At 39.1% G+C, this 12103-nt stretch carries 12 protein-coding genes; 5 read left to right on the top strand and 7 right to left on the bottom strand.

Features of this window, described 5'->3' with window-relative positions:
• Window positions 1-109: 109 nt before the first annotated feature.
• Together CH362_RS10225 and CH362_RS10220 are read left to right on the top strand one after the other, a co-directional pair.
• Window positions 110-1249, top strand: a complete 1140-nt coding sequence (locus CH362_RS10225; protein ID WP_100710266.1) for a DNA alkylation repair protein — start codon at window positions 110-112, stop codon at window positions 1247-1249.
• Between the two features lie 9 nt (window positions 1250-1258).
• Window positions 1259-1714, top strand: coding sequence for a DMT family transporter (locus CH362_RS10220; RefSeq protein ID WP_100710265.1), 456 nt, complete (start codon window positions 1259-1261; stop codon window positions 1712-1714).
• Between the two features lie 340 nt (window positions 1715-2054).
• On the opposite strand, the gene CH362_RS10215 is transcribed toward CH362_RS10220, so the two are convergent.
• From CH362_RS10215 to CH362_RS10205, 3 genes are all read right to left on the bottom strand, one after another.
• Window positions 2055-3551, bottom strand: coding sequence for an ABC-F family ATP-binding cassette domain-containing protein (locus tag CH362_RS10215; protein ID WP_100710264.1), 1497 nt, complete (start codon window positions 3549-3551; stop codon window positions 2055-2057).
• Between the two features lie 118 nt (window positions 3552-3669).
• Window positions 3670-4077 carry a GFA family protein gene (locus tag CH362_RS10210; protein WP_100710263.1) on the bottom strand — a complete coding sequence of 136 codons (408 nt, stop codon included), beginning with the start codon at window positions 4075-4077 and terminating at the stop codon, window positions 3670-3672.
• A gap of 178 nt (window positions 4078-4255) precedes the next feature.
• Window positions 4256-4852 (bottom strand): TetR/AcrR family transcriptional regulator, encoded by a 597-nt coding sequence (locus tag CH362_RS10205; protein ID WP_208859569.1) that lies wholly within the window; start codon window positions 4850-4852, stop codon window positions 4256-4258.
• Between the two features lie 251 nt (window positions 4853-5103).
• Between CH362_RS10205 and CH362_RS10200 the strand changes: the two genes are divergently transcribed.
• Both CH362_RS10200 and CH362_RS10195 read left to right on the top strand, forming a co-directional pair.
• Window positions 5104-5991, top strand: a complete 888-nt coding sequence (locus CH362_RS10200) for an NmrA/HSCARG family protein (protein ID WP_100710261.1) — start codon at window positions 5104-5106, stop codon at window positions 5989-5991.
• A 275-nt stretch (window positions 5992-6266) separates the two neighbouring features.
• Window positions 6267-7118, top strand: coding sequence for a metal-dependent hydrolase (locus CH362_RS10195; protein ID WP_100710260.1), 852 nt, complete (start codon window positions 6267-6269; stop codon window positions 7116-7118).
• A 74-nt stretch (window positions 7119-7192) separates the two neighbouring features.
• On the opposite strand, the gene CH362_RS10190 is transcribed toward CH362_RS10195, so the two are convergent.
• From CH362_RS10190 to CH362_RS10175, 4 genes are all read right to left on the bottom strand, one after another.
• The gene (locus CH362_RS10190; RefSeq protein WP_100710598.1) at window positions 7193-7939 is read right to left on the bottom strand and encodes a sterol desaturase family protein; all 747 of its coding nucleotides are present in this window, start codon (window positions 7937-7939) and stop codon (window positions 7193-7195) included.
• A 417-nt stretch (window positions 7940-8356) separates the two neighbouring features.
• Entirely contained in the window at window positions 8357-8566 is a 210-nt protein-coding gene (locus CH362_RS19255; RefSeq protein WP_165780254.1) for a hypothetical protein, read from the bottom strand.
• 20 nt (window positions 8567-8586) lie between these two features.
• Window positions 8587-10011 carry an MATE family efflux transporter gene (locus CH362_RS10180; protein WP_100710259.1) on the bottom strand — a complete coding sequence of 475 codons (1425 nt, stop codon included), beginning with the start codon at window positions 10009-10011 and terminating at the stop codon, window positions 8587-8589.
• A 286-nt stretch (window positions 10012-10297) separates the two neighbouring features.
• Window positions 10298-11185 carry an SDR family oxidoreductase gene (locus CH362_RS10175; RefSeq protein WP_100710258.1) on the bottom strand — a complete coding sequence of 296 codons (888 nt, stop codon included), beginning with the start codon at window positions 11183-11185 and terminating at the stop codon, window positions 10298-10300.
• Window positions 11186-11344: 159 nt separating this feature from the next.
• Between CH362_RS10175 and CH362_RS10170 the strand changes: the two genes are divergently transcribed.
• A complete protein-coding gene (locus CH362_RS10170; protein WP_165780253.1) occupies window positions 11345-11953 on the top strand; it encodes a TetR/AcrR family transcriptional regulator in 609 nt (202 codons plus the stop codon).
• Window positions 11954-12103 lie beyond the last annotated feature (150 nt).

Genomic DNA, 12103 nt, shown 5'->3' with positions numbered 1-12103 from the left:
CCGACGCAAGTATCGATAGTAAATATTTTTACAAGCATCAAGACTTTTACAGATTGAATGATGAAAAATACTACCTATCTGAACTAAGAAATGAATCATAACAAAGTTTATGGCGGAAGCTCTTAAGAACTTTTATGATGACAAGGCCCTCTTAGAGATAGGGACCCAATTCTCCTCAGTATTATCTCATAAACGACCTGAAGATTGGGTCCAAGAGATCAAACTTAAAGATTGGAAAATATTAGAACTCAAACAAAGGATCAAAAGAATTGCAGAAGTCCTATCGAATTCTCTTCCCAAACCATTCCCAAAAGCAGTCTCTCCTTTATTAAAAATTTCGAATGCTCTTGAGAAAAAATTCCCAGGAACCCAAAGATTTTATATTATCTTTTTAGGAGAAGTAGTAGAAATTTCAGGCATCGATTATCCTGAAAAATCCTTACATTGTATGGAGAAGATCACACAGATCATCTCTTGTGAATTTTCTATACGAGAGTTTTTGATCCGACACCCAGATATCACTTGGAAAAAAATGTTAGAATGGTCCAAACATTCTCACCCAGGAACAAGAAGATTAGCAAGTGAAGGTTCACGTCCAAGATTACCTTGGGGAAAAGGAATCCCCGGATTAAAAAAAGATCCTAAAAAAACTCTGCAGATTTTAGAAAATTTAAAAAACGATCCAGATGAAGTGGTCCGTAGAAGTGTGGCCAACCATTTAAATGATATTTCTAAAGATCATCCTGACTTAGTGATTTCAATCGCAAAAAAATGGATGGGTAAATCCAAAAACACAGATTTTTTATTAAAACATGCGCTTAGAGGTTTATTAAAACAAGGTAACTCTGATACACTTTCTATATTCGGATTCCCAAAAAGTAAATCTGCAAAAATTTCAAAGTTGGAACTCCAACCTAAAACTGTAGAAATCGGGAAATATCTAATTTATAAATTTCAAATGTTGTCAGAAGCAAAAGAACCTACACTTTACAGATTGGAGTCCAAAATACATTATCTAAAACCTTCCGGAAAATTTTCCGTAAAAGTATTTCAAATAGAAGAAAGAGAATTTTCTCCCAAAGAAACAAAAGTTTATGAAAGAAAACAATCATTCCAACAAATGACTACCAGAATACATTCTCCAGGAATTCATAAATTGGAAATCATTGTGAATGGCGAAACAAAAGCAAAGGTAGAATTTAAAGTTACTCATCCTCAAACGGCTCGCAAAAAAACACGGGCAATCTAATATCAACGTATGAATCTATTATTACCGGTAATCTTCGCTCTTCTTTCCGGGCTCGCCATGTCCATACAACCAGGCATCAATTCCATACTTGGAAAAAATATAGAAAGTCCATGGCTTGCTTCCACGATTTCATTTTTCGTAGGAACCATCGCATTAGGGATCATAACTTTCGCCTTGGGAGAAATGAAATCTACCGCATTCATCGTACAAACAATCAAAGACCAACCATGGTGGATCTGGATCGGAGGATTTTTAGGAGCTATCGTAGTTACTTCTTCTTTAGTTTTTGCGCCTAAGATAGGAGCTACGAGTTGGATCGCTTTATTTTTATTAGGCCAAGTAGTAACTTCTATCTTATTAGAAAAATGGGGAGTATTAGGATTTCCTGAAAAACCGATCTCAGTTCAAAAGATGATCGGCTTAGGATTATTGGTCGTGAGCGCCTGGTTAGTTAGAAAAGGGTGATTTGGAAATTAACTTTTATTCAAGATTTTGTAGGAGCTCCTACAAAGTTCGGAAAGAAATAGTAATTGAGGGAAATGTGAAATTGTGATAAAGGGGAACTGCTTCTCCCACGGGCCCTCCTCCACCACCCGGACTAGGGTGGGGGCCCCTTCTATTTCCTGTAGGAACTCCAACAAAATACCAATTTCACTTGGAATCCATATTCAGCAATGCTGCGGTAGTGATGCGAAGGACTTTAGTCCGGGCGAAAGCCCGGATGAGCGATAGCGAATCCGAAGCAGCACGACTCCCGTAAAGCGGGAGGACCGCCCAAATAAATCATAAAAAATATTAAATTTTCTTAATAGTCTTCGTCGGACCAACCAACATCCTTGAGGAAGTCTTCGTAAGAACCGTCAAAAATCCGAATCGTATCATTATCAAAAACAATCAACTTGGTCGCAACAGCTCTAAGATGCATCTCGTTGTGAGTTACCATAATAAGAGAGCCTTCGAACTCATCGATGGCCTCGATCAAGGCGTCGCAAGATTGCATATCCAAGTGGTTGGTGGGCTCATCCAAAAACAGAAGATGACAAGGAGTCACCAAAATTTTTCCGAGCATCACCCTACTCTTCTCACCACCAGAAAGAACTTTGATCTTTTTCAAAGACATATCATCGGAGAACATAAGTCCGCCTGCGATAGTTCTCGCGAGCCATTCAGTGCAAGACTTATCCGCACTCATAATTTCTTCAGTGACAGTCGCGTTCTCATTCAGATTTAGTTTATTCGTCTGGCCGAAATAACCTTCCTTCAAAGCAGGATGTTTCTGTATCTTTCCGGAACTTGTTTGAAGTTCCCCTGCAAGAAGTTTAAGAAGAGTAGACTTACCCTTTCCGTTTTTACCGATAATGCAAATCCTATCCCTCTTACCGACACTCAGAGAAAAATCAGAAATTAAAAAAGGTTCCTGCCCAGAATAAGAGAAAGAAATATTTTCTGCAGACAACATTTGGCTCGCAGCGAAAGGTGCAGAGTTAAAATATAATTCCAAACTTTCAATCTCTTCTAAGGCCTTCATCTCACCTTGTTTCTCCAGTTTTTTCACTCTGGATTGAGCACGACTTGCAAAACTCGCCTTCGCTTTAAATCGAGCGATAAAGACCTCTTCCTGTTTTCTTTTTTTCGCCTCGTTCAAACGAGTCCTTTCGTAAATTTCTTCTGCCTGATTGATCTGATTATAAAGTTTATCCGTATCACCCTGGACCTTGATCGCTTTCGTACGATGTATCGCCGCAGTATGAGTCACCACACTATCCATAAAACTTCTATCGTGAGTAACCAGAATGATCTCACCTTCCCACTCGCGTAAGAATTCTTCAAGCCAACGAATAGTAACGATATCTAAATAGTTGTTCGGCTCATCTAACATAAGTAAATCGGGACCGGACACTAAAAGTTTCGCCAAATTCATTCGGATTTGATAACCACCCGAAAATTCTTCCGGACTTCTTTCCAGATCAGCTTCCGAAAAACCCAAACCTGACAAAATTTTTTCAACTTGCCAAGTCTCGTATTCTTCACCCTCAGGAAGACCAAGCGCACATTCTTCCAAAACAGTGGGTTTAGTAAATTTCAAGTGCTGCTGCAAATGTCCGATCTTATAACCCTTCGGAAAAGTAATAGTACCAGAATCCGGTTCCACATTCCCCAAAATCATCTGAAACAAAGTGGACTTACCGTGACCGTTTCTCCCTACAAGACCCAACTTTTCGCCCCGATTCAAACTCAGGTTCAGATCATCGAACAACAAGTTAGAAGTATAAGATTTATGAAGATTAGAAATTTTGATCATCTTTAAGTGCGCTCTTTAAGGACCAAAGTTTTTCAAGGGTCCAAGATTTCACCTAAAATTGACTGTAGGAATTCCAACAAACATAAGGATCGGGGGTGCTCCTATGGGGCTATAGGACTTATAAATGCCTGATCTCAGCAGGTTGGTTATGCCAATTATTATTCAACCCATCCGCATACCATACAGGAGCTTCGATTAGCTCGCTTAAATCTACATTATCTAAAGTGGAGATAGCAACACTTATGAAAGCACCGCCAATTTCTTCGATATATCCTTTTGAAAAAGTTCTCACTCCACAATTTTTGCAAAAATGATGTTTGCTACTTTTAGTGTTAAATTCGTAAAAACTAAGATTATCTTCTCCGCTCAATAAACGAAAAGATTCAGGCTTAACTATGATAGACCAGTTTCGGACCTTTCTGCAGAAGGAGCAGTTACATCTGCCTGTGCCTGCACTCAGATCTAAATCTGCTTCGTAACGAACCGCACCACAATGACAGCTTCCAGAATATTTTTTAAGGCTCATATATATCTCCTTTTCGGATCCTAAAAGTGGATCAAAAATTTCAGACCCGTATATGAATAATATTACAAGTTAAATATGACAAATTCTGTCATATTTAGAAATCGAATTTGAAAAAAATGAAAAGTTTCTTAGATATAAATCTATCAGTTCTTATTCATTTTGGATGAATGCTCAAAAGTTAGATTGGCCTCTTGCGGACCTTCTTCTTTTTAAGTCTACCTGCTCCCTTTATAAACAAAGTCCAAGCCTTCTCGAAATATTTGGAGCGTTTAGAATAAGAACTGAATCCTTTACTTCCTAAAAGAACTTCGTTTAAAGGATAACCGGTCATAACTTGAAGTAGTTGGGCAGTCAAAAATTTTGGATCTATTTCATTTAAGTCCTTTGAGCTTTGTGCAAAAATTACAAGATCCAAAACTTTAAGAAAAGCAGGACTTTCTTCACATTGTAAGTTAGATGCGATTTCGGGGACATGTTCGGCTTCTGAAATTGTAATCCTATAAAAATCTACAATCTCATCCGAAACAATTAGTTCTAATAATCTTCTGCAAGATTCCTTTAAAGTTTCCAAAGGATTTTCTTTCTTACATTGTATCCGAACAAGTAAGTTAAAAAATTTTCGTTTTTGGAATTCCATTACGGCTAAGAATAGATCTGCCTTAGATTTAAAGCGCCTGTAAATTGTGTGTTTGCCCGAACCGCAAGCTAAAGCTACCTGCTCGATAGAAGTGGCAGTGAATCCTTGGGTCGTAAAAAGTTCTAAGGCAGTATCCAATATCTTATCGGATATGCCATCTGATACTTCCTTGGGCGGGCGCCCCGTTCTGATCTGCCGGACCTTCTTCGCCATAAACCTTTTCCGAAATTTCCGTCCGGATATGGCCATAAGATCTTGTTTCATCTTACTGGGTCAAGAAATCTTCGGGAAACTTATCAAAAGACTTATTTATAAATAATTTGACACAGAAAAATCAATTCCGGATTAATGGAACGATACCGTGCCGTTCTATATTGGAGAACATACAAATGAGTCAAAAAGATAAAATCATATTAGTGTTCGGAGCAACCGGACAACAAGGGGGAGAAACTGCAAAGTATCTTCTTAAAAACCATTGGAAGGTTAGAGCTTTTACTAGAAGTCCTTCTTCCGAAAACTCTTTAATGCTTAAGAAGTTTGGAGCAGAAATTTTCCAAGGCGATATGGAAGACTCTACTTCCTTAGATTCTGCAATGTCTGGAGTATATGGAGTATTCAGTGTTCAACCACCGGAATGGGAACCAAATGAATCTACAGATACAAACGAAATTAAAGTGGGGATATCGGTCGCTGATTCAGCCAAGAAAGCAAAAGTTTCGCATTTAGTTTATTCTTCAGTAATTGGAGCAGAGAGACAGTCTAGCTTTCGAACTCATAAATGGGAGGTTGAAAAATACATACATAACCTGGGGATACCCTTCACGATCCTGAGGCCGACTGGATTTATGGAAAACTTGATCCATCCACGTTCCGGCATACCCGGTGGACTTTTATACGAAACAGTTTCTCCTGATAGTCGTATTCATATGATTTCTGTAGAAGATATTGGGGCATTTGCAGGTTTAGCTTTTGAAAACCCAGAAAAATATTTAGGAAGGACAATTGATCTTGTAGGAGATAGTTTAACTCCATTACAAATTGTAGATATACTTTCCATGTTTTTGGACAGAAGAATAGAATACATGAGGATCCCTCTTGAAACGGTTTATTCCCATAACAAAATTTTGGGCCAATTGACCGAGTGGATCAATCGAGAAGGTTATCCGAAAGTGGATCTGGATTCTCTTAGAAATGTATATCCTGGTCTTCTCAGCTTCTCTCAGTGGTTGGAAAAAACCGGGAAGGTCAAAATAGAAGAAGCTTCCATCAGACCTTAATATCAGTTTCTGAGCAGTGTTTGCTACTTTTCGGGCCTTAATTTCAATTTAGCCCAGTTATTTTTCAGGATTGGGATTGACCTAATTTTGTAGCAAACGTTACAATGATTCAAAAGATAACTATTCCTATGAGGCCGGGCAAAACTCAAGGAATAGATAAAAAGTCCGGATCAATATATAATATCTTTTTTATATTCTCTAATGAGCAGTGAAAATCCAAAGGATGGAGAAAGAAAGATCGAAAATCCAAATCGATTTTATATCAGGAGAATATTATGGGCCAAGCGACATCTACAAGAGTCCAGCCAAAAATACGTAAACCGAAATTCCCTTTGGAAGACATCGCCAAGGAAAGAGGTTTCGGCAAAAATATCCCATTCTTTACAGCATTTCTTTCCAGCTTAAGCGTGCTATTTCCGGAAGGAGAACGTTTTTTTATTCGCTCAGTCAAAGCGTTCAGCGAAGTTGTTGATCCTGCTTTAAGAAACGAGATCAAAGCATTCGCAGGACAAGAAGCAGTCCACGGAAATGTTCATGATAAAATGAATGAAAGATTTGTGGAGATCGGTTTAGATTTCCGCAGTCATGAAAAAATGTTCTGCTGGTTATTCTTTGATATATTAGAAAAAAATATTCTAAAACTATTTCCTATTTGGGGTAAAAGGCTCGCTCTTTCGATCACTGCAGCCGCAGAACATTTTACTGCAACACTCGGAAGATTTTTACTTTCTCTTCCCGAAAAACGTGTAGCTTGGATCGATCCTATCAGTTGGAAAGTGATCGAATGGCATGCACTGGAAGAATTAGAACATAAGTCTGTGGCGTATGATGTGTACCGCGCTTCCGGTGGTGGGTATTTTACTCGGGTACTTGGAATGACTATTGCAGTTCAGCTACTCGGTATTTTAGCGATCGTTGGTACAATCAGAGCTCTATTTTATTTTGGTATTCCAAATCCGGCTCAGATTGTTAGAGATATTCGTTTCTTCTTCGGTATTCCTGGTTTCACTTGGGCTGTGATCTACTATATTTTAGAATATTATATTCCAGGTTTCCATCCAAACGATCAAGACGATCACAAACTTCTGGAGAAGTTTGAGAAAGTGATGACCGCGCACGGATATTAAGAATAGGCTAAAGGCATTCTTGTTTGTTGGAATTCCCACAATAAAAATCTAAACTTTAGATCTCGCGGGTTAGGTTAATCTTGGCTACGCGAGTTCTCCGGAGAAAGAGTTCCGAAGATCCGGTCCCAAATCGAAGTATAAAATCCGAAATTATAATCTTCGTTTTGATGATGCCTTGCATGAAAACTGCTAGTAGTAAGCGTATTGAACAAATTAGAACGAAGCCATCTCTCAGATAAAGGCTCCACTCCCAGATGGCCGATTGAGCCGAATACAACATTCAGTCCGAGATAAATACCCATCCCCACCCAAGAGAAATCATAAACCGAAAGCACAAATAACCAGAGGCTTCCAAATCCAAGAGCTTCTACAGGATTCAGAACGAATAATGTCAAAGGGCGAGGTTTATCGTATCTATGATGAGTTTTATGAGCGAATTGATAAACAAATGGAATATGAGCTATCCTATGCAGCAAATACATACCGGCATCCATAACCAGAAGAAGGATCAAAATATCGAGTAACGCGAAAACTCCTATATCGCTACGAAATTGAATAGAACCCGTTCTCCAAAACCAAAGGCCGAGTAATGTAACAATAGTGTTAAGGAGTATAGTAGAGATCGCGAATAGGATCTCTTTTGCCTCGATTTTCGGTGGGATAGGAACGATGCGGCGATGGGCATAACGTATAGACAATAGATTGCCAATATACACAGAACAGGCGAAGATCAGAAGATTTTCGATCAAGAACAATAAAGCAGCATAAGCATATGAAATTTCTTGCAGAAATTGAACTACCTCGTTTCCAAAATTATACATAAGTTTTATTGAATCTAAAAATCCACCTTGCATCAAATAGTCGAAAATGTTAAACTAAGCGCTATTCTGGAAATTAAAAGTGAAACGCGCATCTATCTTCTTCTATATTTTACTTATATTCTTACAAGTCCAATGTGGGACTTATTTCCTATATGACTCATTACAAAAAGATGCAAATAGTAAATCCGATCTTAGTCCGCTTCTACTTTTATTAACCTCGGGATCATCAACCCCATTAGTAGTGGAGCCCGTTAGTTGGTTAGATTTTCCAAGTACCTCTGTAATTTTCAAAGCAGGGGCTACCGGAAATTACTCGATCGATATCCAATATCCATATTCCGGCTGCCCCACTACAACTTTCAGTCTTGATGCAACTACTAGTGGAGTCTCCTTAAGCAACGTGTCTTGTACCAACATTTATCTAGACGGTTGCCCTTTTTCCAATCCAATGAGTTGTAATGTTTCAGGATCCACAGTCGGCAATGCGAGTGTAATCTTTCGGATACCTGCATACCAAAGCATGACCGCATTTCCTGGATTACATGTGAACCAAATTGTCGGAGTTGTACAAGTCCAAGTGATTCCGTAAAATGCAGGCGAGGTGTCTCCCACCCCTCCCGTATCCATAACGCCAAGCTAAGTGCGAATCAAACCTTAGAAGTCTTCCATCCACCTTTTCTGAATAACCAAAGAGTGAATAATCCCACAGAAGTTTCCGTGATCATACTTGCCCAGAATACTCCTGAGTATCCGTATGAAAGGACTTTCGCCAAAACATAAGCAAACGGAATTTGCAACACCCAAAAGAAGACCAGATTGATTAACGTAGGAGTCATAGTATCTCCCGCTCCGTTAAATGCCTGAACACTGACCATCCACCAAGCATATACAAAGTAAGAATAGGATACGATACCCAACCATTCAGAACCAATAGAGATCACCTTTGGATCATCAGTAAAGATCGATACAAGAGATTCTCTGAAAATGAAATAGCAGATGGAAACTCCGATCAGAAAGACCATATTCCATACTCCAACAATCCAAACGGATCGTTCTGCACGATCTGCTCTCCCAGCTCCTAAATTTTGACCCACTAGAGTCGCTACTGCGTTCGACATCCCCCAAGAAGGCATTAGAGTAAACATCATGATCCTAAGAGCAATCGTTGCCCCGGCTACTGCCTCACTTCCAAATTCTGAAATAATTCTTACAAGAAAGATCCAAGAAGTCATTCCTATTATAGTTTGCCCTATTCCACCAATGGAAGTACGAACTATATCAGAAATAATTTCCCAGTGAATGCTGATTTGAGAGCGAAGAACTCGAATATGATTTCCACCTTTAAGAAGCAGATAGATTTGGAAAAGAACTCCGATCCCTCTTCCGATATTTGTGGCGATCGCAGCACCTTCTATACCCATGGCTGGGACTGGACCAAAGCCGAAGATAAAAATTGGATCCAGGATCATATTAAGACCATTAGAAATCCATAATACTCTCATCGCGATTGCAGCATCACCAGCGCCTCTAAAAACCGCATTGAGTCCGAACAAAAGCATGATCACAATATTTCCGCCAAAGATCCATTGTGTGTAACGGGATCCATGCTCCACAACCCAAGGATCTCCACCCATGAGTATAAGAAGATCTTTCGCGAACCAAACTCCGAAGATAGCAAATGGTAACGAAACAAGTATGGAAAGGAAAACGGATTGGACCGCAGCAATCCCAGCTTGTTCCTTATCTCCTTCTCCGATCCTTCTTGCAATGATCGCGGTCACCGCAGTAGACATTCCTATAGCGAGAGAATAAAGAAGAAACAAATACGTTTCCGTAAGCCCAACAGCAGCAACTGCAGAAGGACCTAAAGCTCCCACAAAATAAATGTCAACGACTGCGAATGCAGACTCCATGACCAATTCCAAAACCATTGGAACAGAAAGTAAAAAGACTGCCTTACTCAGCGAAATTTTTGTATAATCCGCTTCCGATCCAGTAAGTGCATTTTTCAATTCTTTCCAAAGTGAAGTTTTTGCCGATTCTAACTTAGTATTTTTTTGTATAGCTTCCATCCGCACACCTTTTGTGATCAAGTTCTGATCGATTAGCTAAGAAAAGCAAGGCAGTTTATATAATAAAAATTCGATTCACCCTTAGTCTATTAGGTCTCTTTATCCGGATTCTTGAACAAAAATACAGGGCGTTCCCACACACTTTCCAGATTTATACAGAAATTTTTTCCAATTCAGTGTGGTCGGACTACTACGGACTACGCTTCGCTTCGGCCTCCTCGCCTTCGGCTGCGGGGTCCGCTACGCGTCCTACGTATCCCTAACGCGATTACAATTTTTAAAATAATCACCTTCTAATATCCATTTCTCCTCCTCCTTCATTTATTTCTTCCTTAAAGTAGTCCTCTAGTTTCAAGGTCCCGTATTTAGGCCCAATGATGTCTAACGTATGAACGAGGTTCCCAAACTGCATAAATTGAAAAATTCTCGGATTGATAGGCCTGATCAATTGAACAAAGATCCGATTGAAAAATATTGGTATATGGAACGGCTTTTTATTTATTCCGGAAATTCTTAATGCAAGTTCGGTAATCTCATCTCGAGTAAAAATATCCGGGCCGCCAATATTGATCTCTTTCAAATCACTAGTAAGCGCTTCGACCACTGCATTGGCCACGTCCTTCTCATGAATCGGATTGATCTTCGGCTTTCCGCTTCCGATAACGAATCCTATCCCTTTTTTCGCTAAATGCAAAAATTCGAGAAGAATTGAAAAAAAGGCTGTGGGTCTTACTATAGTATAATCTATCCCAGACTCTATAACGGCTTGAGAAAAGCGATCATGGCTTTTAATATACTCTGTTTCTTGTATTCCTTCCACACGTAGGAAAGAAATGTATACGAATTTAGAAATCTTAGCTCTAACAGCAGCCTCAAGTATGTTCAGGTTTCCTCGAAGATTAATTTCTTCGAACGTCCTTTTGTCTCGAAAATCTTTTAAATTCAAACTTGCGCCTGCGCAAGAAATTACCGCATCGATCCCATTAACTGCAGGCTCGATACTTTTTCGATCTAAAATATCGCCTATTACTGATTCATCAAATAATCCGGATATTGCTTTAAGTTTAACATTTGAACGAGAAACAACCCGGATCCAATAACCTTTCTTCTTTAACTCTTGGACAACAAATCGACCGAGTCCCCCTGTAGCTCCTAAAACTAGTATGCGCTTCATATGACATTCAACTCCAAAAATAGACTCTCAAGTCTATTTTTGGATTACCAGCCTCTGAGCCCAAAGTCAACGGAAAAATAGACGCAAACGTCTACTTTTTTATCTTTTTCTTTCCTAAAATCGATGAGACTATTTATAGTAAAAAAGGGATCAACTGCCGTGAAAGTCAGGGAGAGAATCGTTCAAGCCGCCGACCAATTGTTTTACGAACGTGGTTTTGCCAATATTGGAGTGAATGATATACTGAAAGAATCCGGAGTACATAAAGCCAGTTTTTACAAATATTTCCGGGAAAAAGGCGATCTAGGATTGGAATATATTCGACTAAGGCGAGAAAGGAATGCCCTAGTATTCAAGGATCTGACCTCCCGTTTTTCTGAATTCGAAAGAGTTGTATCCGCTTGGGTAATCGCGCTTAAAAGAGAAGCGAAAATGTATCGTTTAAAAGGTTGCCCATTTGCTGTATTTTCGAATCAGATCCGCTCTTCTCATTTATTTTCAAACAATGAACAACTAAATTCGGCAGAAAACGAAATCGGCAATGTTATTCAAGATTGGGAGGAAATTTTTTCCGCATACCTGAGAACCAATCCGATCCAAAGAAACTCCGGTTTATCTGAGAAACAAATTCGATCCTTTGCAAGAAAAATGATCATCGCTTACGAAGGCTCTGTCCAGGTATATTTTATGACCGGAAAAGAGGAATATCTTGAAGAATTCGAATCAAGCCTTCTTCTGCTGGGAGAATTTTATAAGAAGACTCAATAGAGAAATGGAATTCAAACGCCTGGTGGGGTTCGGTCTTTTATTTCTTCATTTTTCTTATAATAGCAAGAAGTAAGCATAAAAAAGCCAGAGGATTAACTCTGGCCTTTTCATAAACTTCAACATAGAATATAACTGCGAATATCTCACACT

It is taken from the genome of Leptospira saintgironsiae, assembly GCF_002811765.1.
Classification (GTDB): domain Bacteria; phylum Spirochaetota; class Leptospiria; order Leptospirales; family Leptospiraceae; genus Leptospira_B; species Leptospira_B saintgironsiae.
The sequence above is the reverse complement of the archived record's forward strand: the minus strand, read 5'-3'. Positions and strand labels throughout refer to the sequence as shown.